Origin of the sequence: Peribacillus sedimenti, assembly GCF_046237635.1 — a bacterium.
GTDB lineage: Bacteria > Bacillota > Bacilli > Bacillales > DSM-1321 > Peribacillus > Peribacillus sedimenti.
Window position 1 is genome coordinate 4,010,915 of sequence record NZ_CP143547.1, and the last position, 22,834, is coordinate 4,033,748.

Sequence of the window (22,834 nt, forward strand, 5' to 3'; positions counted from 1 at the left end):
AATCGGACATCATGCGCCCGAACCAAGCACCTCTACCTTCTCGACGAATTCCATCTTCCGCAGCTTGGATAACAGTTCCTCAATCTCCATGGTCATTCCTGATGTGTTCAAAGAAAGGGTTACGTTTGCTCTTCCCTGGAGAGGTATCGTCTGGTGTATAGTCATGACATTGCATCCTGAAGACGCAACTACACCCAACAGCTGAGACAATGTTCCGGACCGGTCCTCCAAATAAAAAAACAATGTGATCAGCTTTTCTTTTACCACGGTATGAAAAGGAAAAACTGTATCCCTGTATTTATAGAAGGCACTCCGGCTCAAGTCTACTTTTTGAACAGCTTCCCAAACCGATTCTGCCCTTCCGCGCTCGATCATCTCCTTGGCATCAAGCGTTTTCTTCATTGCTTCCGGAAGGACATCTTCTCTGATTAGATAAAATTTTTTATCGGTTTTGTTCACAGCCAGCACCTCATTACCTGCCCGGTGGAAAGTCCGGTTTTTCATTTAACATTCTTATACCCCATGTGCATGGCGTACCTGCTGCTACGCCTGCACCCCATTATTTTTATTCTACAAATTCGAACTCGTACTCCATGATCCTTACAATGTCGCCGTCTTTGGCTCCTTTTTCCCTGAGTGCTTCATCCACTCCAAATGAACGAAGCTGGCGTGCAAATCGGCGTATAGACTCTTCTCGGTTAAAATCTGTCATTTTGAATAATCGTTCCACTTTAAAGCCGGAAACCACAAAGCTTCCATCTGGTTCTCTTGTTATCGTAAATTCATCTCTTTGGACTTCATGCTTGTATAGAACCCTGTGAATTCCTGTTTCCTCTTCCTCATGGTCAAGCGGGAATTCAGGGGTCTGTTCAATCTTATCAGCAACCGCAAACAAAAGCTCACGGACGCCTTCCCTTGTTAAAGCTGATACCGGGAAAACAGGGAAATCCTCAGTCATTTTAGTTTTAAAGACCTGTAAATTTTCCTCCGCTTCAGGCATGTCCATTTTATTGGCAACAATGATTTGCGGCCTTTCCGTCAATCGCAGATTATATTCCTTCAATTCCTTATTGATGGTGACAAAGTCCTCATACGGATCCCGTCCTTCCATCCCGGACATATCAATGACATGAACTATCACCCTCGTACGCTCTATATGCCTCAGAAATTGATGGCCAAGGCCGACACCTTCGGATGCTCCTTCAATCAGACCGGGGAGATCGGCCATGACGAAGCTTCGAGCATCCTCTGTCTCGACAAGCCCTAAGTTTGGCACGATTGTGGTAAAATGGTATTCTGCAATTTTAGGCCTGGCAGCGGAGACAACCGAAAGCAGCGTTGATTTGCCGACACTTGGAAATCCTACCAATCCAACATCGGCTAATAATTTTAGCTCCATGACAATATTGCGTTCTTGTCCTGGCTCTCCGTTTTCGGCAATTTCCGGAGCCGGGTTGGCAGGAGTGGCAAAACGCGAATTGCCTCTTCCACCGCGCCCTCCCTTTGCGATAACGGCACGCTGTCCATGCTCCACTAAATCCGCGATTACTTCCTTTGTATCATCATCGATGACCACTGTACCCGGCGGCACTTTCACTACCATATCCGGTGCATTCTTTCCATGCATGTTTTTGGACATGCCATGTTCGCCCCGTGGTGCTTTAAAATGCCGCTGATATCGAAAATCCATCAGAGTCCTTAATCCTTCTTCTACTTCAAATACGACATTCGCGCCGTTTCCTCCGTCCCCTCCTGCAGGGCCGCCCTTCGGAACATATTTTTCTCTGCGGTAGGCTACGATGCCGTTCCCGCCGTCTCCGCCTTTTACATATACCTTGACCTGATCGACAAACATATGATCACTTCCTCTGTATGTATTTTTTCAATGATGTTTTCCGTTACATTCGGAATGGCTTTTATATGCCATCTTTTCTGTCATATTAATCCCGTATTTCAACACGGAACAGGGCTTCCCTATCCGTGATTTCCGTCAGCTGCGTCTTTATAAATTGGTTTTCACTATTTTCTATATAGCTTTTCAGCAATTCTTCATTTTTTATCGTACCCTGTAAATCAAACGAAAAACAAAGAATCTCTTCAGTTCTTTGGAATATCGTAAGAGACAGAACGTTCTCTCCGTAAAAATCCAATGCATCCTTAAGCAGCCTGAACAAATTACTTGTCCAGTCCGTCACGTGCCGATCAACTGATTGTCCCCCCGGGTTTGCACTGATAACCTCGAATTCCAGACGGAAAGGGTTCTTCCCCCAATTTGCTGTAAGCAGCAGCTCGGCAAAGCCTGGCATTTTCATACTGGTAATCCGGGACTCATGCTGGGCTTCAATGACGATTTCATCGATTATCCTTTTTACCCGATCCACTTTGTCCAGGTCAAGGTTCCCTTTTATCAGTTGGATTTTATTAAGCCAATCATGCCTTGAGTGGCGTAAAATTTCTATGATCGTCCATTCTTTATCCATGGGAAAACTCCTATCATTATAAACCGGAAGGCCGGAGCCAACATATGCATGAGACGGACTATGCCAGGCAATAGCGGTTCCTGCATAGCCCTTTTGGCGCTTCCTATCACCTTTTGTTCAGTTTGGGAATGTGTTTCCCGCCTTTTCTTTTCAGTATATCAAAAAAGAAGATTGGACGTATAGCCTGCATCCATAGGCAGCCGCCGTCCAAAAGACTCCGGGCAAAGAAACCTTTGGACGATGGCCGGTGCGTTTTACCTTTATGTATATGGATAAAAAGAAAAAGGCTGGCTCATGCAAAAGGGCCGGACGCCTTCCCACTATATAGAGCACGCATGCTGTATACTGTGTAAGATAGAAGGAGTCGACCCTATTGTGAGCCAGCCTCTATTGAAAGATGCTATTATGCTTCTTGTGCCACTGGATATACGCTTACTTTCTTACGGTCACGTCCGAAACGCTCGAAACGTACAACACCGTCAACTTTAGCGAATAGAGTATCATCTCCGCCGCGTCCAACGTTTTCACCAGCATAGATTTTAGTACCGCGCTGACGATAAAGGATAGAACCGCCAGATACGAATTGACCGTCTGCACGCTTAGCACCAAGGCGCTTAGCGATTGAGTCACGTCCGTTCTTAGTAGAACCTACTCCCTTTTTGGAAGCGAAGAACTGAAGATCTAATCTTAACATATGTTCCACCTCCTATATATTTTGATTAATTTTAATATATTTACCATATTCACGTTCGATTGTTTGAAGTGATATGAGCATGCCGTTCAATAACAGCTGAACCTTCTCTTGCGTATCCTCTGATATATCTGTAGGAATTACGCAGCGGAGATAGCCGCCATTGCCGCCCTGCTCAATCTTAGGCTCAATTCCAGCCAGTGACATAATCGAGTTGACTGCCCCGAATGAGACGGCCGAAACACCTGCACAAACAATATCCGAACCTTTTTTAGCAAAATCAGCATGTCCGCTTAATGTAAACGAGGAAATTCGTTTTTGCGGATCATAATCGATTGTTACTTTGATCATCTTATCAAGCCTTATGCATTGATTGCATCAATGACAACTTTAGTGAATGGTTGACGATGACCTTGCTTCTTACGGTTGTTTTTCTTCGCTTTGTATTTGAAAACGATGATTTTCTTGCCACGGCCTTGTTCTTGAACCGTACCAGTAACAGTAGCGCCTTCCACTACTGGAGCACCTACTTTCACGTTTTCGCCACCTACGAATAAAACCTTGTCAAATGTAACAGTTTCGCCTGCTGCTACGTCCACCTTCTCAACGTATACCACATCTCCTGCTGCTACTTTCACTTGCTTACCGCCAGTTTCGATAATTGCGTACATACCTGCACCTCCTTATTAGACTCAGACTCGCCAATCACAGGTGTTTTGCCAAGCAAAAGCTTTATACCTGATCTGTGCGGTTGTAGCACGGGTGCTACAAACATAACATTAAAATACTATCATGAATTCGGGCAATGTGTCAATATGTTTTCGCAGAATCATTCAGTCAAGCTGTTTATCAGCCTGGATCGCTTGTTCTATTTCTTCCATAGTGCCAAACCGCTTTATATGGTAATGATTCATTGGACCGGATAGCCTTGTAATCCTAATCGTTTTGCCTGCCGCCTGCTCCAATACGGGTCTATAATTCTCGCTCTGCCCCAGCAGGACTGCTGCAACATCAGGAGTGGCTTCGATCCATACCGCTTCTTCTTCCCTTGCACGGTATTCGAACAATTCCCGCTCCAGCCTGAAAGCTACGGTTTCAGCATTGTCGATTATACCATAGCCCTGACATACCGGACAAGGCTCTGAGGAAAGCTTACTAATCGAGGGAGAAGTTCTCTTTCTTGTCAATTGAAGGATTCCCAGCTCAGTGAAACCTATTACCTGATTCCTTATTTCATCCTGCCGGGCCTCTTTTTTTACCGTTTCAAGTATGGAATCCCGATGGCGTTTTTCCTTCATATTAATGAAATCGATTAGAATAATGCCGCTTATATTTCGGATCTTCAGTTGGTGGACTGCTTCCCTGGCCGCTTCCATGTTCGTTTCGAAAACTGTCTGTTCCTTGCCGGATTTCCCTGTATTCTTTCCTGTATTGACATCGATAACGGTGAAAGCTTCCGTTTCCTCAATAACCAGGTATCCTCCATGGTCAAGCCAAACGATTTTCTTTCTTGCCCTTTCAATTTCCCTCTCTATATGAAATTCAGTAAATATATTTGGATTTTCTCTGTAGTATGCAACAGCGGCCTGGGCAAACTTATCTTTTATCAGCTGGTATGCACTAAAATCATCAACGATAATCTCAGCCGGACCCTGGGACGAAATGTCGTTAAGCAGCTGTTCAAAAAATGAGTCCTGTTCAAATAATAATCCTGGCGCTTTCCTGCCTGAAGCAGCTCGTGTCAGCTCCATATATTTTTTGCGGAAGCCGGACAACTCATGCAAAAACACATGCTCTTGCCGGTGTTCCATGTCAGTCCTGATTATTAGGCCTTCGTCTGTTTCCTTTTCTGCCACCGCCAGCTTCCGCCATTTTTGCTGAGACGCTGCGTCTTCAAATTTTTTTGAAATGCCCACATAATTTATGCCCTTGATATATACCATTAAATCGGACGAAAGCTCAATAATGCCAGACAGTTTGGCACCCTTGGAACCAGCCTCGTCACGTTTGACCTGCACAAGCAGCCTTTCACCCTGCCGGACAAAATGCCCAATGGGATGTTGCAGTCCTGAATTGGACTGTTTGTGAAGCTGGTAGGCGGGCAAATCGTCCCGGTGCAGGAATCCATTTTTTTCTGTACCATAATCAATGAACGCCGCATCCATTCCCGGCAATATCTTTGTCACTGTACCCAAGTATATGTTGCCCACCAGACTGGATTGTCCTGGTGAATAAACCTCAAGCTTTTTCAGTCTCCCTTTTTCAATGATGGCATATCTTTTCTGGCGAGAGGCCATGTTGACGATCATTTTCTTCATAAAAAAATCCCTTCTTCGTAAATAAAGCAAGTGCAGCGCTAATCGTCACTCGATTACCTTTTCCGGCGCTGATGAGACCTTTGCCGGATTTTGCAAAGCTTGCCTTAGTTGAAAAAAGGATAACATATTTAATATGAATATAATAGGTCGCCGATTTTTATATTAGTCATTTTTTCGGAGAAATAAGCGTGCAATATTTCATTTTCATCCAGCGAACCACGCTCTTTTCCTTCTTTTAAGATGATTACAGGATGTTTGTATCCTCTTTGGAACTTTTCCAGGACCTTATGGATCTGTACTCCTTCATCCACCTCAATCGGTTTCAATCTGGAAAGGTTCTGGTTTCTGCCATAATGGCGCTCCAGCAAGAAACGCAGAAACACATAATAGCGCTGGCGCCATTCACCCCATAATGAAAAAGCGATGAATCCTGCAATGATCCAGACATTTAAATTAAAATGATGTATTAATGTAAGGATTCCTAAACATAGGAAAGCTGAAACCGCGGAAGCCATTAGAGTAAGCCGGTGTGCTTCAAGAAAAGAATGAAAAAGGGATACCGCAAGAAAAACGAGTTTCCCTCCGTCCAAAGGCCAGATTGGGAGTAAGTTAAAAAGCAAGATAATCAGGTTCATTGTTACAAATTGCTTATACCAATCAGGGGGCAGGATTGCGGAGGAATAGAGGAGGAATGCACCGCCAATCAGCCAAAGATGCTGCAAGGGGCCCGCCAGAATTACAATGAAATCCTCCTTCATGGATTTGTTGCCATATTCCTCCGTTTCGACGCTTCCTCCAAACGGCAGAAGCGACACTGCCTTAACCCTCCATCTGAAGTAATGGGCAGCGGCTGCATGGCCCAGCTCATGTACAAAAACCGTGATCAAAAGCATGATAGCCGGGACAAAATGGGCCGTCAAAACAGCGATCCCCAACACAATCCATAACGTGGGATGGATTCTTATCTTTAGTAAAAGTCCGGCATAATCAGTCAAATGGTATCACCTTTTTAGGATCAATGAATTTGTTCTCTTTTTTAATCGCAAGATAGAAGGTTCCTTTAGAGCCATCTTCGGTTGCCTTAACCTGCCCAATTGCCTTCCCTTTGCTGACACGCTGGTACAGCTTTACATCGATCGTCTGAAGCTGTCCATACCAGGACTCGCTTTTATCGCCATGCTGAATCACTACTGTTTTTCCAAGATCCTCTTTATTGCCGGCAAAAATGACGATGCCTTCCTTTGTTGCATCGACAGACGCATCTGGCCCCGTTTCCAGAATGATTCCTTCTCCATTGTCGTCAAAGCTTTCAGCGATTTTCCCTGTTACCGGGACTGAGTAGTTGTTGGTTTTACCGGACACCTCAGTTCCAGTTTTAGGTTCAGCAGGCAAAAAAGCGATGGGTTTGCCAAATTTGTCTTCATACCAGTCTGAAATGGCTGCGAACTGAATTTCCTTGTCCATGGTCTCGGCCACAAAATCCCTGGGACGATCCAATTTAGCTGATGGATGTCTGAACATGACTGCAACGATCAAAAATAAACATAGAGCGCCCAGGAGTTTAAAATAAAAATATTCTTTTTTAAACAGAGGATGATCTTTTTCTGAGTAGTGTCCTTCAAACGTGTTTGACTCATGCCCAAAATGGTCATCGGTGTGAAGCTGGGTCCAGCCAACATCCGATTTCCTTGCCGCCATCTTTCTGCGTTTGGCAATACGGTCCTGAATTTCCTTCCTTCTGTCCTTCATTAGGCCTTCTACCCCCTGCTAACATACAAACTTTGTAAAAGGGTATGACCATCTTGTCCAAATTATGACTGTCTCTCGCTTCAGAATATTATTAAACAAGCAGGTATCACTCTGATGAACCCGTCTGTTAAATCTCCGGATAGCCTGCTGCTTGAAATCAGTTTAATAACAGCAATGTGTGCACAAAAAAAGAGTGCAATTGAATGGATGCACCCTTAGTTTAATATCTATTGATTGCTTTTTTATCTGCCAACAAACAGCTTTTTAATTTTTGCAACGAAACCTTTCGGCTCTTCATCCAGCCGCCTTAACGGCACAGATTCGCCGAGGATGCGCCTTGCTATATCCCTGTACGCTATGGACGCCTTGTTATTAGGATCCAGTGCGATAGGCTCTCCCTGGTTGGAGGCCTTGATGACCTGGTCATCGTCGGCAACGATGCCTATTAGGTCAATGGAAAGATGCGTAGTAATTTCATCAATGTCCAGCATTTCTCCGCTTTTTAACATATGGCTGCGGATTCGGTTTATAACAAGCTTTGGAGGCTCGATGTTTTCCTCCTTTTCCAGCAGCCCGATAATTCTGTCTGCGTCCCTGACAGCAGATGTTTCGGGAGTAGTGACTACAATCGCTTTATCCGCACCTGCAACAGCATTTTTATAGCCTTGTTCAATTCCCGCAGGACAGTCGATAATAATATAGTCATAATCTCTTTTCAGCTCATCGACAAGCTGCTTCATTTGTTCAGGGTTGACTGCTGACTTATCACTGGTCTGCGCGGCAGGCAGCAGATACAGTAAATCGTCAAACCTCTTATCTTTTACAAGGGCCTGATGGATTTTGCAGCGGCCTTCCACTACATCCACCAAATCGTAAATGATCCGGTTTTCCAGACCCATGACAACATCCAAATTACGAAGGCCGATATCCGTGTCGACCAGGCAAACCTTTTTCCCCAGAAGCGCTAAAGAAGTACCTAAATTGGCAGAAGTTGTAGTTTTCCCAACTCCACCCTTGCCGGATGTTATTACAATTGCCTCTCCCACAATTAGAGTCCCCCTTCTAATCTATTTAAATTCGGTCTATGATTCTTTAAAACCTGCAGCTTATCTACTATTATTTGATTATTATCATTGATGAATGCACATTCCATTCCATGCCCGTCTTCGATATACTCATCAGGTGCCCTGTTGACAGCATCACTGATGCGAAGCTGTGATGGCTTCATGACGGAGGCGGCTATAATTGCCTCCCTGTTCCCGAAGCATCCGGCATGCGCAATCCCCTTAAGTACACCCATAACGTAAATATTGCCGCCTGCAGCTATTGTACCACCTGGATTGACATCCCCAATGAGTAATAGGTCGCCAGGAACCTGCAGAATCTGCCCTGAGCGGACAATTTTTGCAACAGTGGTAATGGCATTTTCCTCTTTCCACTTCGTTGCTTCTTCTATCGTCACTACATTGGATGTAATTTCATCAACTACGAGCTTTTTCTTGGTACGGATCAGCTCTTTAACACGTTCGCATTGCTCTTTTGTCAGGTATCTGTTGCCAGTATGTACTTTTACGGCAATTAACGGGTCATTTTCCTGAAACTGATATTTCTCCGACAGCTTCATTTCCAGCTCTTTCAATAATTCGGAAAAGGAACATGAATCATCGAGATGCAATGTTAGCCCGTCTTTTGTGCCTTTGATCATTACATTTTGTTGAATTTTTTTACTCATGACGCCTGTTTCACCTCAATGAAAGTATAATTCGACATTGTCATACAATTTTCCTTTTTCTCAGTTATTGCAAGAGCAAAGAAATCTTTTTATTTCGGATCTTTTTGTTTATCAGTCAATATCCCGGCTTGTACTGAACTTTTCGATAACCATTCTAAGAGGAAGGGAAACTATGAGGATAAAGATCAAGTTCAGAAGCAGTGTAGGCACAAGCCGGTTTAAAGCAAATTCGGTAAAATTCATGTCTGCCACATGGATCAGCAGATTAATCTCATAAACAGCGACTTCCAGGACGCCCACGAAAAACAGGGAAACCAAAGCGGCTATTAGCAGGTTTGCATGCATCATCTTCATCGTCTTCGAGACAAGGAAGGCGAGGACAGGGAAAAGAAAGGTGTAAATGCCTAAAACTTCTGTATATACTACATCGAACGCAATCCCTAATACCAGACCGTAATAGATGCCCCATTTCCTTGAAGCATAGATCGTCACGAAGGAAATAAAAATCATGAGGAAACGAGGAACAAGGATTCGATCGTTTCCAAAGAAGGCTCCAGCAAACAGGTTTGAATACATACTTTCTGAAATGAAGAAAATTAAAGCCAGCAAAGGAAGGATGAAACGGCTCACTGTCCATCATCCTCCTCCTTATTTATTTCTTCTTCGGATGGAATATCTCTTTTTACTACAATTACATTATGAATGTCATAAAAATCGGTCGCGGGCTTAATATACGCTTTCTGGTTTAAGCCATGTTCATCAATTTCCACATCTATGACCTTCCCGATTACAAGCCCATGCGGAAACACCCCGCCATACCCGGAAGTAATAACATTCGAATTCTTCTTCACTTTTTTATCATAAGGAATCCTCTTCAGGAGCAGCGCCTGTCTTTTATCATCATAACCTTCAATCACGCCATATGCATCTTTATTCCCCTGAATGATGGCTGATATGCGATTTTTTGGGTCTATTGATGTTAAAAGCTGGACTGAGGAAGTAAATTTATTCGTGCTCTTTACCTTGCCTATGAGCCCTTCGGAAGTCTCAACGGCCATATTTTTTTCGACACCGTGCAGCGTGCCTTTATTGATCGTGAGCATTTCATGCCATCTGTCCGGGTTCCGGCCGATTACAGCAGCCTGTATGTGGCTAGCCTTTGACAGATCATCCTTTTCCTTTCCAAGGATTTTTCGCAGGTCCTCATTATCCTTCTTCAGATGATGGACCTCTGTTTTAAGCTTCACATATTCATCCAGGCGGGCCTTTAACTTCTTGTTTTCGTCGTATGTATCCTGAAGATCGTTAAGATTTTCAAAAAAACCTACGGTTGCGGAAACGGGTTTATGAAAAATATTTTCAAACCAACCGGCTGTATCCTTTAAAAATTGTTCTGGCCAGGATAATTGATTTCTCTCTCTTAACGAAAACCCAATCAATGCCACGAGAATAATAATACTTACAAGCAATAAGATCAGCCTTTTATTGAAAAAAAACTGTGGCATGGTTTTCACCTCTATTATTTTTCGGTTGCTATTCTATGTCGCCCAGTCTTGCCCCTGCATGAACATTGATGCAATGGGCCCATTCAATAACAATAATTCGTATGACTAAAAACATGTATAAGAAATGCTAAATACGAAATAGCTGGTTTCTGGTCCCGCAGAAACCAGCAACATTTTTTTTGGCAAAAAAGGAGGACGGTCCGAATCGGTCCCGCCGCACCTGATAATATATTTAGGCTCTGGATTTATTTTTGAAAAGGTGGATATGCTCTAGGGCTTTACCCGTTCCTATCGCTACACAATCAAGCGGATTTTCAGCAATCAGAACCGGCATTTTTGTTTCCTCGCTGATTACCCTATCAAGGTTGCGCAATAAAGCACCGCCACCGGTTAAGACGATTCCGCGGTCCATAATATCCGCCGCCAGTTCTGGCGGAGTCTTTTCGAGTGTATTTTTAACCGAGTCGACGATTGCATACACAGTGTCATGAAGCGCTTTTGAAATCTCTTCAGCTGTGATTTCAATTGTTTTTGGAAGCCCTGTCAGAAGGTCGCGTCCACGGATTTCCATATTCTCGATGCCCTCAGGGTCTCCTGCTGAACCGATTTCCATTTTGATGTTTTCAGCCGTACGGTCACCGATCATCAAATTATAATTCTTGCGAATATAGCTGATGATGGCATCGTCCATTTCATCTCCGGCAATGCGGATGGATTGGCTTGTAACGATTCCGCCAAGTGATATAATGGCAACCTCTGTAGTACCGCCGCCGATATCGACTACCATGCTGCCTGTCGGTTCCCAAACTGGAAGGTCCGCACCAATGGCAGCTGCAAATGGTTCTTCTATAGGAAATGCATCCCTGGCTCCTGCCTGTCGAGTCGCATCTATCACGGCACGCTGCTCAACTGCAGTAATCCCTGATGGCACACATACCATAACATATGGCTTTCTTGCGAATACGCCTTTCTTTTGAGCCTGGGCCATGTAATATTTCATCATGGTAGCTGTAGTTTCATAATCAGCGATAACCCCGTCCTTCATTGGGCGAAGTGCCACCACGTTTCCGGGAGTACGTCCAATCATGTTCTTAGCATCATTGCCTACGGCTACGATGTTCTTTGTATCAGTCTGCAAAGCAACTACCGACGGCTCTCTGACAACAATCCCTTTTCCTTTAACATAAACCAGCGTATTAGCTGTTCCTAAGTCGATTCCAATATCTCTTGTACCAATTCCAAACATTACGGTATCTCCCTTTCATGAACGATAGCTTTTATGGTAAGAATTCATTTTAAGATTCAGTTATTGTTGCAACAACAGAAGGTAAAAAGATTTCCCCTCAAAAATCATAAACATTATTATACTGTATAGTCAAAAATTTTGATAGTGTCATAAATAACCTTTTTCCTTCAAGCTGACATACTTCTGTTCACCGATTATTACATGGTCAAGCAAATCAATGCCGATGATCTTTCCGCACTCAGCAAGCCGCTTTGTTACTTCTATATCTTCCCGGCTCGGAGTGGGATCTCCGGAGGGGTGATTATGAATACATATGATAGAGGCCGCCGACCGGCGGAAGGCTTCTTTGTAAACCTCTCGGGGATGTACAATGGAGGCATTCAAGCTCCCGATAAAAACGGTCTGCTTATGAAGAACCTGATTTTTAGTGTTCAGGTAAACACATACAAAATGCTCCTGGGATAGAAAGCGCATTTCGTTCATGCAGTACTTCGCACAATCCTCCGGGGAACGGATAACATACCGATCTGAATAATTCAAGCTGCTGATTCGCCGCCCAAGCTCTACCGAAGCGAGGATCTGAATCGCCTTTGCCTCCCCTATGCCTTTTATCGCTGTGATTTCTTCTATCGAGGCATCTTTTAACAACCTCAAGCCTTCAAATTCAGTAATCAGGCGATTGGCAAGCTGGATTACCGATTCGTTTTTCGTACCTGTTCTAAGCAATAGGGCAAGCAATTCCTGTGTAGATAAACTCTGGGGCCCATCCTGGAGGAAGCGCTCCCGCGGCCTCTCTTCCTTTGGAAAGTCCCGGATTAACATTGTGGAACTCAACTGAACATCCTTCCTTTCTAAATGCCCTTTAACGGTCAGCGTCCGTCCAGAGTAGAAAGTCCAAATGAAGCAGTCATATGAAAGCCTTTATTTCACGTGCAAGTCTCGAAACAGGCAAGCCCACCACCGTATAATAATCCCCGGCAATGCTTTTCACGAGCAGTGACCCAAGCCCCTGTATTCCATAGCTGCCAGCCTTGTCATATGGCTCCCCGCTATCAAGGTATTTTTCTATCTCTTCATCAGACAGCTCCCAAAAGGTCACTTCAGTCTTTTCAGCAAAGATTTTGCTGTATTCATCCTTGATAATAGCGACTCCGGTGTACACCGAATGGGCCTTCCCTGAAAGCCGCTTAAGTGTTGCCCTCGCATCATCCCGGCCTGCAGGCTTCCCTAATATGTCCCCTTCGATGGCGACTACCGTATCGGAGCCTATAATGATGCTTCCCTTATGGCTGCGATTTACCTCAGCAGCTTTTCGATAAGCTAGCTGCTTTACAGCTTCCTCAGGAGTCGTGCCGGCTGCAATTGTTTCATCTACGTTAGCATTCACAGTTTGAAAAGGGATTTGGAGGAATTGCAGGAGTTCTTTTCGACGCGGCGATGAAGAAGCCAGTATGACTGGATGCATGTGTTTCACCTTACCTTACAAGATATCTTTCATAATAAAGGGAGATACTCCATTATCGTAACAGATTGTGGAGTAACTAACAATCTTAGACAGGATATTTCACAATTAAACATATTTCCCCAAAAAGAAAAGACCCCGCTTGCAGCATATGTACGATTATATCTTGAGTCTTTGCCGCTGGAGCAGCTTCTGCATGATATAATTTACTATGCCCCCGACGTCCTTTTTTACGACTTTATACGATATATTTCCCGGAAAATGATTCCGGTGTAATGTTGCATTTATTCCTTGCTTAGCAAAGCTTGATAATTTTTCAAGAAAAACAGCAGCTGCTCCTGTGAAAGCTCCAGCATTGTTGACTCGCTGGAACTCTGATACTTTTCAATAAGGTCTGCAGAAGCCTTCAGGTTCCCTCTCATGTCATTAAGCTCTTTTGCGTGAGCTGAATTGGCTTTTGGTTTTAAACTGTTTATTTTTGCAGCAGCAGTCTTGACTTCGGCCTTTGCTTCGGTTCCTAAAAGGAGAGCCGCGGAATTTTTCGCGAGTTCCTGATACAGGGCAAGCATGTCTCCAAGCACCTTCTTGTCATCTTCTGAACCAGTTCCCTTCCCCGAAACGGTGATTTCCTTCCAGAATGCATCCACTTTTTTTAACTTATAATATCCAGCAAGACTTTTTGCCTTCTCCAGGCTGTCAGCCATCCCTAAAAATATATAAAAGCGATTGTCTAACCGAAGTACCTCAACAGGCACAGAACTGTCTGTCAGTTTCTCTTGTACTTTTCTGGCAGCCTGTTCACTGCTAAAGACCCCTCCCTGAACCATAAAGGAATTGATCGAAGGCAGTACTACTTCCGGAGCAGCAGCTACAGGACGAGATTCGACTGCTGGAGCGGCAACCGGGACGGCCTTTCGGTCTGTAGACGTAACCATCTTTAAGACGGCATAACCAAAGCAGGTTCCAAGCAGGATGGCGCACACAACAGCAATCAGCGGGGCTTTTATGATTGTGGCCTTTCTTTTCCTTTTGTCGGATGCAGAAAAAATGACAGGACTTGTATTCTTTTTAGAAAGCGAAAAATGACCATCATTGCCCTCATTTTGTTCCTCGGGCAAATTCCAATCAAAGCTTTCCAATTGATTTTCAATAGTGGCAGCTGTCTCCGCTTCCTCACCAGCCTCGATGTCTATGATTTCTTTCTCCGCAGAATCTTCGTAAAAGGAATTATCTTTCCCATTTATTTTAATGGTAATTTGATTTTGCTTTGCCGGCTTGTTCATACATCACCCTCCTTTCGGGCTTGGTTGTCCACATCCTATCACAGGACACAAAAAAAATAACAAGACATTTGTCGTCTTGTTATCAATAGCTTTCGGCATTATTCTTACTCACTCAAGAATATCGCCTTCTGATAGTCCTCCAAAAGGAACTGGACCGTCATCTGTGCAAAGCTGCCTTTTCTTTCCGATCAAACATATGGCAGCAGGTTTATTATTTTCCACTTTTATATATGACCCATTATCTGAGGGCCATCTTTCACCCGTATCGGGGTCCTTGACTTCCTCCAGGTAGCCCGCTTCAAGCAGCTCTGAATAGGTTATCTTTTCAGGGACTGTATTACCATGGAGCTCCTTATCCTTTACAAAATATACCGCTGATTCTTTGAATGCATATGCATTTGATATAAACGCCTGTGTCCTGGACTTTTGTATCACACTGCCTCCAGCAACCACCGCAATCGCAGCAATGATTCCCAGGATCACGATGACAGCGAGCAACTCTACTAAAGTAAGGCCACTTTCTGAAGATATTCTTTGAGTCTTAATATCTCTCATCTCCCAGTAGAAGATTGACAGTTACATGGTTATCTATCACTTTCTGATGCATTTTCTGCTGAATCAGGCACATCTCCGAAAGGATAACGCTTATGGCTGGGTTCCGGTGTATCAATCTTTGGCATTTGTTTCACCAAATCGGTCAAACCGGGTGCATAAAAAGCAGTAACAGCCAGCTGATAGCTCATTTTTTCAGAGCTTTGTTCAACGGACGTAACCTCCGGACTCCCTGAGAACTGAAGCGAATCCACCTTCATAATCCTGCTCTGTTCTTCCAGAGATTGAATGAAACTCTCCAATTCAAAATATGTAGGTGATTGTACTGTCATATTCACAGTGACCTTGCTGACGCCTGCCGGCAGCTTGTTTTCTTCATTTGCATCCTGCTCATCTTCCGTTACTGCTGCCTCGGAATTTGTACTGTCAGCAGTCGCGCTGCTGGCAGGCGTTGAACCATTTTCGCTGTCAGTTTGCGTATTGCCTGAACTAGTTTCAGCAGCTAATGAATCCCCCGAAGCTTCCGATTCCGCAAAGCTCATGCTCATTACCTGGCTGCCGGAGACGGTTTCTGCCTTTTGAATATCCAAAAGAAGCTGTTCCACGATCGGCTTTACCGGCAATTGCTTCTGTAGTTCCACGGTTGTGACCATAGTGTCATCAGATTTCTGGCCAATCTTCGAATCCAGCACCTGTAATAGTTTCTGTTCCGTTTTCAGCTCGGTTTCCTTTTGCTCTGCTTCTGTTTTAAGAGGAGACAAAAGCCAGAAATATAAAGCGGTGAAGGACAGTGCAAGTAAAAGGAATGCCGCTAAAAGAGCCCAAATCTGTTTCTTGTTTAACCTGAGGCTCATTGGCCATCCTCCTCCGCAGAAGCTTTGTCCTTATCCTTTTCCATGTCCTTTATTTCTGCTTTATCAAAAGTAATTTCATAAGTACCCACATATCGGGGAAGAAAATTCAACTTCTCCTGGATCATCATGGCAAACTGCATTTCCGCACTTGGGTTCTCTGTTTCCTGCATCTTCTCCTCCAACGCCGTAAGGGTCTTTAGGGAGGCATTTTTAATTGCCTTTGAATTATTGAGCAGGCTCAGGTAATTGGCAGCCTCTGTCGATGTATCGAATTGCACCGTAAGACCAATTTTCCCTGCCTCACTATATGTAAAGGTTTGTAAAAATCCGCGCTCCGGAAGAAGAGAAATTAACTGGCGCAAAACAAGGACAGTATCGATTGGATAATCCTTGGCCCATGTAACCATATTTTCCAATTCTACTGCGGAATTAGAGCTTTCAAAATCAGTGATCTTTTGCTGCTCAATCGCCGCTATCTCTTTTGTAGAGTTTATCTGTCCTTCTAAAGTCTGAACGTTTTCGGTCTGGACTTTATATTGAATATAGAACACTGTAGCCAGAGCTGCGGAGAGCGCAGCAATAACGATCATGACCAGCATAAATCCGAATGATTTGGGCTCCTTTTTTGGAAGCAAGTTAATTTCGACTAACATCATCTCACTCCTTTGAGGCCCAAACCAGCGGCCAAATAAAAGCCTTCCGGCAATTGGTCGCCTTTAGCTGTACTCAATCCATCGGTGTCCAAATAACTAATCGGCATTTCAAAACGGGTCTTCATCTGGCTGATGATTTCATATAAAAATGGATGGTCTCCATTGACATAAATCTTCGTCACAGATTCCTGTGAAGAGCTTATAGAATATTTATAAAAGTTTAATACCCTTTCAATCTCCACATAGCAATCTTCGAGCAATCTAAAATATTCCTGCCGGTCCCCTGTGTACTCTAAACTGATGCCGCCGCTTCTTGTATTGGCCTTTTCCCACCATTCTTGCTGGTCAGGATATGGCACATGCCGCATGAATAAAGGCATATTATCGAGGAAGATGCTTGCATTCATAGCATGCAGGTCAAATTGAAGAACAAGGGCTTGTTCATTTTTTATAGTTGTGTCATATATGTGATGTAATCGGTATATCGCTAACGGAGAGATATCGGCTGCCACAGGGTCCAGTTTTGTCGATTGGAGCAGTGCGGTATAGTCGGATACGATGGCCTCAGGGGCGGCAAATAAAAGTATTTCCTTCTTATCCGCTGTTTCCCCTGCCATAACCGTATCAAAGGTGGGATCTTCGAATGGCAGGTGAATGCTTGCCCCAAGTTCCATATATAAATACCCATCTATCTCATCATCTTTTATATCTTTAGGGATGGCCACTTTCCGGATTACGACAAAGGGGTCAGGCACTATAAAGCGGACCTGCCTTTTATTGATTTTCCATTCGTCCAGGCATTGCTCAAGTATGCTTTGCAGAGTATCAAAATCCATGATTCTGCCATCCTTAATGATGCCCGGCGGCAAGTAATATTCGCCATGCGCGTTGATGACAGGAGGATTGGCCTGCTTCAATTCTGTATAGCGAATGACATGGTCCTTAAAAACAAGATTAACCACTCTATTTTTGCCTGTTAAAAACGATAAACCCATGCTCCGATACCTCTCATTCAATTCATGGTAAAACCCAGGTGCTAAAATACAAATCGAGCAGAACATCTCCGTAAAAGTAGGCAGTTAACGCCCCAAACACGATAAACGGGCCAAATGGAATAGGATTCTTCTTCTTGACCTTGCCAAGCAGCATGCCTGCAACTCCAAATATGGCACCGTAGAATGTAGAAAACATAAATCCCAGCAATACGTGCTTTGTCCCCAGGACCAACCCAAGTACTGCAAATAACTTGATATCTCCGCCGCCCATCCCGCCGCGGCTGACAATGGCGATCAGCAGCAGCAGCCCAAAGCCCACGGCTGCACCAAGCAAGGAGTCCCACCAGGGAGCCAGCGGATAAAAAATACGCAAAAACAAAAAAACAACCGCAAAGAATAGCAGTATTTTATCAGGAATGAGCATATACTTTATGTCTGTTACAAAAATGATCATCAACAACGAAACCAGTGCAAGCGACACGAAAAATTCGCCGCTAAGGCCAAAAACATGATAGGAGAGCGCGAACAGCAGCCCTGTCATCAATTCGATTATTGGATAAAGAGGGGAAATGGCCGCTTTGCAGCCGCGGCATTTCCCTCCTTGCAAGATATATGAAACTATTGGAATTAATTCTATTGCTGTAAGAGTTTTGTTACAGCTTGGACAGGCTGAGCGCCGGGTTGTGAATGATAGTTTTGCTGGGACGCTTAGGCCTACTACATTGTAGAAAGAGCCTAGAATTACTCCTAGAATACCGAGACAAATGAAATTAACCATTACTAATTATTTAAAACATCATCCCGGTCTAGATTATTGATATCTACCGCTGCTCCCCCAGCTGCCTGCACTCCACGAGTGGTATTCACTAATTTTACTGTTGTTACGGATCCATTTTCTATAACGACATACGAACCGGAAGGGGCAGCAGTTCCTACTGTGGTGCCACCATTAGAGTAATTACTACCTTTGTCCGGTGATTTAATATGCTCAACATAATTTTGTGCTTCCAGGTAGCCAAGTGGTAAGTAATGTGTTCCTTTAGCTAAAGATTGATCACCAGTAATAGCCAGTTTACCAGCACTAACCATCTGTCGAGCATTCGCAACATGCGCATCCTTCTTAGAATTATCAATCAGCCCGCCAATACTTGGTATAGCTATGGCCGCAATAATACCTAAAATGACAACAACCGCCAATAGTTCGATCAATGTCAAACCGCGTTCGTTTTTCAAATGTTTTTTTACAAGATTCATAAACTTTCCTCCTAGTTTGATAAATAATCCTTTTTTCCTACATATTTAATATAATACTAAATTTTATCGGTTTAATATATAACATTTTGTAGAACTTTTCGACTATAATCTCCATTATTCATGATCTCCGACCTGGTTAAAGATCTCAAACATAGGCACCATGATGGAGATTACTATCGTACCGACCAGCGCCGCTAATACTACAATCATCATTGGTTCGATAAGAGACTTTAATCTGTCTGTGCTGTTCTCTACCTCTTTTTCATAGAAATCGGCTACTTTTCCTAGCATGGAGTCCAGGGAACCTGTTTCTTCCCCTATTGAAATCATCTGTGTGACCAAAGGAGGGAATGCCCAGTGCTTTTTCATTGGCTCTGTAATGGAACGCCCTGTCTCGAGGGAACTTCGGGAACTTCGTATAACCTTGCCTATCACTTCGTTTTCGACAACCTCTTCTACAATCGTCATAGCCGTCAGGATCGGGACCGAGCTTGAAAACAGGGAGCTAAGGGTCCGGGTCATTCTTGCCAGGACTGCTTTCTGCAGCATGCTGCCGAATATCGGTATTCTCAGTAAAATATAATCATAATAATATTTGGTTTTCCGATTATTCTTTACAGCCGAGATAGCAAGCGCAGCCAGTACAAATACCAATACAATCATGTACCACGAACCCTGCATGAAATTGCTTGCCTTCAGTACAAATTGCGTAATCGCCGGAAGCTCTCCTCCAAAATCCGCAAACATATCGACAAAAGTCGGGACCACGGATACCAAAAGGAAAATGACCACCGCTACCGCTATAAACGCAACGACGATCGGATATGCCATGGCAGAAGTAATCTTTTGCCTTGTATTATGCTGTTTTTCATAATGCACTGCCAGGCGGTCGAGCGTCTCATCCATATTACCGCCCGCTTCACCGGCCTTCATCATGTTGATAAACATCGGGGAAAAGATTTTTTTGTGTTTGGCCGCCGCCTGGGATAACGGGTTCCCCTCCCGCAAATCTAACTCTATTCCTTCCAGAGCTTTGCGAAGATATTTGCTCTCCGTCTGCTGCCCCAATATCCTTGTTGCATCCACAACCGTTACACCAGCATTCAGCAAGGTCGAGAATTGACGCAAAAAAATGACAAAGTGCTGCAGCTTTACAGGGTTGCCGATTACGATTTCTTTTGTCAAAAGCGTTTCCGGTATTTCATTCATTTCGATGACACGAATGCCGTCCTCCTTCAGCCTCAGCATCGCTTCCCGCTTCGTCTGGGCCGTCACAGTCCCGCTTTTTTTCCCTAGCCTGTCCCGGCCTGCATATTGAAATCTAGCCATTTGTCTCCACCCTATCCTGTAAAAACGTAAATGCCGATTCCTTTGAGATGGCTCCTGAGTTGACAAGCTCTCGGATGCTGCTGTCAAATGTCTGCATTCCCTGTGCCCTCGAAGTCTGCATAATATTCATGATTTGATGAATTTTTTCGTTCCTGATCAGGTTTGCGACTGCCGGATTATTTATCAGGATCTCCAGTGCAGCCTTTCGTGCCTTTTTATCAGCTGTAGGAAACAGCCTTTGGGATACGATTGAAACCAAAACAGAAGCCAGCTGGATTCTAATCTGCGGCTGCTGTGCCGGCGGGAAAACGTCGATAATTCGGTCGATTGTGGACGGCGCACTCGATGTGTGTAATGTCCCCAAGACCAGGTGGCCCGTTTCAGCAGCCGTAATCGCTGTATGTATTGTCTCAAGGTCACGCATCTCGCCTACGAGGATGACATCTGGATCCTGTCGGAGCGCTGCCCGTAAGCCATTAGCGAAATTATTGGTGTCAAACCCAACTTCTCTCTGATCGATAATACACCCCTGGTGCTTATGCAAGTATTCAATCGGATCCTCGAGCGTGATGATATGCTTTCTCATCGTATGGTTCATATATTGAATCAAAGCTGCCAATGTTGTAGATTTACCGCTCCCTGTAGGACCGGTAACCAAAACCAGCCCCTGGGGTTTCTCAGCAATCCTTTTTAAAATATCCGGCATCTGTAAGTCATCCAGCGTAGGAATGGCAGTTGGCACAACACGCACCGCCATCGAGATGCATGATCTCTGGAAATAGGTATTGACCCGAAACCTTGAAACTCCTGGTATCCCATAGGAAAAGTCCAGTTCGCCCTTTTCCTTGAATTTGTCCCACATTCCTTCCGGTATAATGGCCCGCGCCATCGCTTCAGTATCCTCAGGCCTAAGCGGATCTCTTCCGTACTTTTTTATTTCCCCATTGAGGCGCATGATCGGAGGCACACCCACGGTTAGGTGAATGTCTGAAGCTTTCAGCTCGAATCCGGCTCTCAATAAATGATCGATTTTTTCCTTCACTAGTGCACCTCTATTCCAAAATGGACACTCGGAGGACTTCTTCAGTCGTTGTCAATCCTTGCTTTACTTTTAAAAGTCCATCATCTATTAAAAAAATCGTTTTATGCTTGATCGCAAGCTCCTTTATTTCTGTCATGGATTCCCCATTCATAATAAGGCGCCGCATTTCATCATTGATAACAAGGATTTCGTGAAGGGCAATCCGCCCTTTGTAGCCCGTCATATTGCAAGAAGAGCATCCTTCCCCTCTCGTGATACTATCAATCTTCAATCCTCTTTTTGCAAAAATCTCAATTTCTCTTTTACTTGGCGCCTCTTTGCGGGCACAGTCCCTGCAAACCCTTCTAACCAGGCGCTGTGCAACTACGCCGCTGAGAGCGGAGGCAACGAGGAATGGTTCCACGCCCATTTCAATCAGGCGGGTTACTGTCCCTATTGAATCATTGGTATGGATGGTGCTTAGAACAAGATGTCCTGTAAGTGACGCCCTTATCGCAACCTCTACCGTTTCCTTATCCCGTATCTCCCCGACCATGATGATGTTAGGGTCCTGACGCAAAATGGAACGAAGTCCCGCAGCAAAAGTCATTCCTACATTGGAGTTCACCTGGATCTGGTTTATCCCTTCCAGCTGATATTCCACTGGATCCTCAATGGTAATGATATTGACTTCCTCATTATTTAACTTATTTAAGGCAGCATATAGAGTGGACGACTTACCTGACCCTGTAGGCCCTGTGATCAAAACAATTCCTGTAGGCTGCTCGATCATACGCCGGAACCGCTGGTAGTTCAGCTTATTGAAGCCAAGATTATTCATGTCATTCAGGGAACTGGCTAAATCCAGGATACGCAGCACCAGTTTTTCACCATATACTGTTGGCAGTGTAGAAACCCTGAGGTCAACGGGATGAAAATCCAAATTAATTTTGATTCTACCATCCTGGGGAATCCTGTGTTCGGTAATATCCATGTTAGACATAATTTTGATTCTGGCTGTTAGCACATTTTGCATATTCTTCGGCAGAACCCTTTCAGTTCGCAGCACTCCATCGATCCTGTAGCGAATGACCAATTTGGTTTCCTGCGGATCTACATGGATATCGCTTGCCTTCTGGGTGACTGCATTTGCGATGATTTGATTTACCAGACGCACAACCGGGGAATCAATATCGGTTATTCTTTCATCCTCGTTGTTTTCCGTGCCGCCGCTATCCCCAAGCAGCTCCTCGAAGCCATCATCCGTATCATAGTATCTGGAAATGGTCCGGAGAATTTCATCCTTTGTAGCAATGGCTGTCTCGATCTGGAAGCCTGTGGCGAGCCGCAGGTCATCGATGGCATAGAAATCCATCGGGTCAGCCATTGCGACAAATAACTTGTCATTGTCCTTTTTTAGAGGAATGAGCAGATTTCTCTTTGCAGTCTCTTTCGATACAAGATTGAACAAAGTAGGATCAAAAGGATATCGGTAAAGGCTCACATGCGGGATTCCCAATTGGAATTCCAGCACTTCAATAAGCTGCTGTTCCGTTATATATCCTTTTTGAAGCAGGACATCACCAAGGCGCTGATCCTTGCTTTTCTCTTCTAATGCAGAACGAAGCTGATCTTCTGCTAAAAGACCAGCTTCCACCAGTAAATCCCCAAGACGTTTGCGGGTTTGCGGCATCATGAATCCCTTCTTCT

The 22,834-nt window shown here is 44.2% G+C and carries 26 protein-coding genes and 1 other annotated feature; all 26 genes read right to left on the minus strand.

Annotated features, from left to right (window positions below; genetic code table 11):
• Positions 1–9 precede the first annotated feature (9 nt).
• The 26 genes from V1500_RS19730 to V1500_RS19855 all read right to left on the minus strand — a co-directional run bounded on the left by V1500_RS19730 (position 10) and on the right by V1500_RS19855 (position 22,820).
• Entirely contained in the window at positions 10–504 is a 495-nt protein-coding gene (locus V1500_RS19730) for an ACT domain-containing protein (RefSeq protein ID WP_409301918.1), read from the minus strand.
• Positions 505–565: 61 nt separating this feature from the next.
• Positions 566–1,855, minus strand: coding sequence for a GTPase ObgE (gene obgE, locus V1500_RS19735; protein ID WP_409301920.1), 1,290 nt, complete (start codon positions 1,853–1,855; stop codon positions 566–568).
• 85 nt (positions 1,856–1,940) lie between these two features.
• Positions 1,941–2,480: a Spo0B C-terminal domain-containing protein gene (locus V1500_RS19740; RefSeq protein ID WP_409301921.1), complete on the minus strand. Its 540-nt coding sequence runs from the start codon at positions 2,478–2,480 to the stop codon at positions 1,941–1,943.
• A gap of 403 nt (positions 2,481–2,883) precedes the next feature.
• A complete protein-coding gene (rpmA, locus tag V1500_RS19745; protein ID WP_409301923.1) occupies positions 2,884–3,174 on the minus strand; it encodes a 50S ribosomal protein L27 in 291 nt (96 codons plus the stop codon).
• Positions 3,175–3,186: 12 nt separating this feature from the next.
• A complete protein-coding gene (locus V1500_RS19750) occupies positions 3,187–3,522 on the minus strand; it encodes a ribosomal-processing cysteine protease Prp (protein WP_409301925.1) in 336 nt (111 codons plus the stop codon).
• An 11-nt stretch (positions 3,523–3,533) separates the two neighbouring features.
• The gene (rplU, locus tag V1500_RS19755) at positions 3,534–3,842 is read right to left on the minus strand and encodes a 50S ribosomal protein L21 (protein WP_409301927.1); all 309 of its coding nucleotides are present in this window, start codon (positions 3,840–3,842) and stop codon (positions 3,534–3,536) included.
• Between the two features lie 13 nt (positions 3,843–3,855).
• Positions 3,856–3,934, minus strand: a sequence feature (ribosomal protein L21 leader region).
• A 70-nt stretch (positions 3,935–4,004) separates the two neighbouring features.
• On the minus strand, positions 4,005–5,489 hold the full coding sequence (locus V1500_RS19760) for an Rne/Rng family ribonuclease (protein ID WP_409301929.1): 1,485 nt from the start codon (positions 5,487–5,489) through the stop codon (positions 4,005–4,007).
• Positions 5,490–5,617: 128 nt separating this feature from the next.
• The gene (locus V1500_RS19765) at positions 5,618–6,484 is read right to left on the minus strand and encodes a M50 family metallopeptidase (RefSeq protein ID WP_409301930.1); all 867 of its coding nucleotides are present in this window, start codon (positions 6,482–6,484) and stop codon (positions 5,618–5,620) included.
• Positions 6,477–7,238: a peptidoglycan DD-metalloendopeptidase family protein gene (locus tag V1500_RS19770; protein WP_409301932.1), complete on the minus strand. Its 762-nt coding sequence runs from the start codon at positions 7,236–7,238 to the stop codon at positions 6,477–6,479. Before V1500_RS19770 ends, V1500_RS19765 begins: the two co-directional genes overlap by 8 nt.
• 242 nt (positions 7,239–7,480) lie before the next feature.
• Positions 7,481–8,284, minus strand: a complete 804-nt coding sequence (gene minD / locus V1500_RS19775) for a septum site-determining protein MinD (protein ID WP_409301934.1) — start codon at positions 8,282–8,284, stop codon at positions 7,481–7,483.
• 2 nt (positions 8,285–8,286) lie between these two features.
• A complete protein-coding gene (gene minC / locus V1500_RS19780) occupies positions 8,287–8,970 on the minus strand; it encodes a septum site-determining protein MinC (protein WP_409301936.1) in 684 nt (227 codons plus the stop codon).
• Positions 8,971–9,081: 111 nt separating this feature from the next.
• Positions 9,082–9,600: a rod shape-determining protein MreD gene (gene mreD, locus V1500_RS19785; protein WP_409301938.1), complete on the minus strand. Its 519-nt coding sequence runs from the start codon at positions 9,598–9,600 to the stop codon at positions 9,082–9,084.
• The gene (mreC, locus tag V1500_RS19790; RefSeq protein ID WP_409301940.1) at positions 9,597–10,475 is read right to left on the minus strand and encodes a rod shape-determining protein MreC; all 879 of its coding nucleotides are present in this window, start codon (positions 10,473–10,475) and stop codon (positions 9,597–9,599) included. The genes mreD and mreC overlap by 4 nt, the downstream gene beginning before the upstream one ends.
• Positions 10,476–10,707: 232 nt before the next feature.
• Positions 10,708–11,721 carry a rod shape-determining protein gene (locus V1500_RS19795; RefSeq protein ID WP_409301942.1) on the minus strand — a complete coding sequence of 338 codons (1,014 nt, stop codon included), beginning with the start codon at positions 11,719–11,721 and terminating at the stop codon, positions 10,708–10,710.
• Between the two features lie 147 nt (positions 11,722–11,868).
• Positions 11,869–12,543, minus strand: coding sequence for a RadC family protein (radC, locus tag V1500_RS19800; protein ID WP_409306053.1), 675 nt, complete (start codon positions 12,541–12,543; stop codon positions 11,869–11,871).
• An 85-nt stretch (positions 12,544–12,628) separates the two neighbouring features.
• Positions 12,629–13,186 carry a Maf family protein gene (locus V1500_RS19805; protein WP_409301944.1) on the minus strand — a complete coding sequence of 186 codons (558 nt, stop codon included), beginning with the start codon at positions 13,184–13,186 and terminating at the stop codon, positions 12,629–12,631.
• Between the two features lie 281 nt (positions 13,187–13,467).
• Positions 13,468–14,466, minus strand: coding sequence for a hypothetical protein (locus tag V1500_RS19810; RefSeq protein WP_409301945.1), 999 nt, complete (start codon positions 14,464–14,466; stop codon positions 13,468–13,470).
• 108 nt (positions 14,467–14,574) lie between these two features.
• Positions 14,575–15,021, minus strand: coding sequence for a type II secretion system protein (locus V1500_RS19815; protein WP_409301947.1), 447 nt, complete (start codon positions 15,019–15,021; stop codon positions 14,575–14,577).
• Positions 15,022–15,050: 29 nt separating this feature from the next.
• Positions 15,051–15,872, minus strand: a complete 822-nt coding sequence (locus V1500_RS19820) for a GspMb/PilO family protein (RefSeq protein ID WP_409301949.1) — start codon at positions 15,870–15,872, stop codon at positions 15,051–15,053.
• Positions 15,869–16,528 carry a PilN domain-containing protein gene (locus tag V1500_RS19825; protein WP_409301951.1) on the minus strand — a complete coding sequence of 220 codons (660 nt, stop codon included), beginning with the start codon at positions 16,526–16,528 and terminating at the stop codon, positions 15,869–15,871. The genes V1500_RS19820 and V1500_RS19825 overlap by 4 nt, the downstream gene beginning before the upstream one ends.
• Entirely contained in the window at positions 16,525–17,520 is a 996-nt protein-coding gene (pilM, locus tag V1500_RS19830) for a type IV pilus biogenesis protein PilM (protein ID WP_409301953.1), read from the minus strand. The genes V1500_RS19825 and pilM overlap by 4 nt, the downstream gene beginning before the upstream one ends.
• 22 nt (positions 17,521–17,542) lie before the next feature.
• Complete coding sequence (locus V1500_RS19835) at positions 17,543–18,298, minus strand: prepilin peptidase (RefSeq protein WP_409301955.1); 756 nt, start codon at positions 18,296–18,298, stop codon at positions 17,543–17,545.
• 2 nt (positions 18,299–18,300) lie between these two features.
• A complete protein-coding gene (locus tag V1500_RS19840) occupies positions 18,301–18,774 on the minus strand; it encodes a type II secretion system protein (protein WP_409301956.1) in 474 nt (157 codons plus the stop codon).
• A 114-nt stretch (positions 18,775–18,888) separates the two neighbouring features.
• The gene (locus V1500_RS19845; RefSeq protein ID WP_409301958.1) at positions 18,889–20,103 is read right to left on the minus strand and encodes a type II secretion system F family protein; all 1,215 of its coding nucleotides are present in this window, start codon (positions 20,101–20,103) and stop codon (positions 18,889–18,891) included.
• On the minus strand, positions 20,096–21,145 hold the full coding sequence (locus V1500_RS19850; protein WP_409301959.1) for a type IV pilus twitching motility protein PilT: 1,050 nt from the start codon (positions 21,143–21,145) through the stop codon (positions 20,096–20,098). Before V1500_RS19850 ends, V1500_RS19845 begins: the two co-directional genes overlap by 8 nt.
• Positions 21,146–21,155: 10 nt before the next feature.
• Entirely contained in the window at positions 21,156–22,820 is a 1,665-nt protein-coding gene (locus V1500_RS19855; protein WP_409301961.1) for a GspE/PulE family protein, read from the minus strand.
• Positions 22,821–22,834 lie beyond the last annotated feature (14 nt).

Excerpts from the sequence above, each read along its gene's own strand:
- V1500_RS19815 (WP_409301947.1), bottom strand. The coding sequence starts at position 15,021 with ATGAGAGATATTAAGACTCAAAGAATATCTTCAGAAAGTGGCCTTACT.
- V1500_RS19760 (WP_409301929.1), bottom strand. The coding sequence starts at position 5,489 with ATGAAGAAAATGATCGTCAACATGGCCTCTCGCCAGAAAAGATATGCC.
- V1500_RS19825 (WP_409301951.1), bottom strand. The coding sequence starts at position 16,528 with ATGATGTTAGTCGAAATTAACTTGCTTCCAAAAAAGGAGCCCAAATCA.
- V1500_RS19770 (WP_409301932.1), bottom strand. The coding sequence starts at position 7,238 with ATGAAGGACAGAAGGAAGGAAATTCAGGACCGTATTGCCAAACGCAGA.
- rplU (WP_409301927.1), bottom strand. The coding sequence starts at position 3,842 with ATGTACGCAATTATCGAAACTGGCGGTAAGCAAGTGAAAGTAGCAGCA.
- radC (WP_409306053.1), bottom strand. The coding sequence starts at position 12,543 with ATGTTAATCCGGGACTTTCCAAAGGAAGAGAGGCCGCGGGAGCGCTTC.
- V1500_RS19855 (WP_409301961.1), bottom strand. The coding sequence starts at position 22,820 with ATGATGCCGCAAACCCGCAAACGTCTTGGGGATTTACTGGTGGAAGCT.
- rpmA (WP_409301923.1), bottom strand. The coding sequence starts at position 3,174 with ATGTTAAGATTAGATCTTCAGTTCTTCGCTTCCAAAAAGGGAGTAGGT.
- V1500_RS19750 (WP_409301925.1), bottom strand. The coding sequence starts at position 3,522 with ATGATCAAAGTAACAATCGATTATGATCCGCAAAAACGAATTTCCTCG.
- pilM (WP_409301953.1), bottom strand. The coding sequence starts at position 17,520 with ATGGGTTTATCGTTTTTAACAGGCAAAAATAGAGTGGTTAATCTTGTT.
- obgE (WP_409301920.1), bottom strand. The coding sequence starts at position 1,855 with ATGTTTGTCGATCAGGTCAAGGTATATGTAAAAGGCGGAGACGGCGGG.
- V1500_RS19740 (WP_409301921.1), bottom strand. The coding sequence starts at position 2,480 with ATGGATAAAGAATGGACGATCATAGAAATTTTACGCCACTCAAGGCAT.
- V1500_RS19795 (WP_409301942.1), bottom strand. The coding sequence starts at position 11,721 with ATGTTTGGAATTGGTACAAGAGATATTGGAATCGACTTAGGAACAGCT.
- V1500_RS19845 (WP_409301958.1), bottom strand. The coding sequence starts at position 20,103 with ATGGCTAGATTTCAATATGCAGGCCGGGACAGGCTAGGGAAAAAAAGC.
- V1500_RS19805 (WP_409301944.1), bottom strand. The coding sequence starts at position 13,186 with ATGCATCCAGTCATACTGGCTTCTTCATCGCCGCGTCGAAAAGAACTC.
- V1500_RS19810 (WP_409301945.1), bottom strand. The coding sequence starts at position 14,466 with ATGAACAAGCCGGCAAAGCAAAATCAAATTACCATTAAAATAAATGGG.
- V1500_RS19820 (WP_409301949.1), bottom strand. The coding sequence starts at position 15,872 with ATGAGCCTCAGGTTAAACAAGAAACAGATTTGGGCTCTTTTAGCGGCA.
- V1500_RS19840 (WP_409301956.1), bottom strand. The coding sequence starts at position 18,774 with ATGAATCTTGTAAAAAAACATTTGAAAAACGAACGCGGTTTGACATTG.
- mreC (WP_409301940.1), bottom strand. The coding sequence starts at position 10,475 with ATGCCACAGTTTTTTTTCAATAAAAGGCTGATCTTATTGCTTGTAAGT.
- V1500_RS19730 (WP_409301918.1), bottom strand. The coding sequence starts at position 504 with ATGAAAAACCGGACTTTCCACCGGGCAGGTAATGAGGTGCTGGCTGTG.
- V1500_RS19835 (WP_409301955.1), bottom strand. The coding sequence starts at position 18,298 with ATGGTTAATTTCATTTGTCTCGGTATTCTAGGAGTAATTCTAGGCTCT.
- minC (WP_409301936.1), bottom strand. The coding sequence starts at position 8,970 with ATGAGTAAAAAAATTCAACAAAATGTAATGATCAAAGGCACAAAAGAC.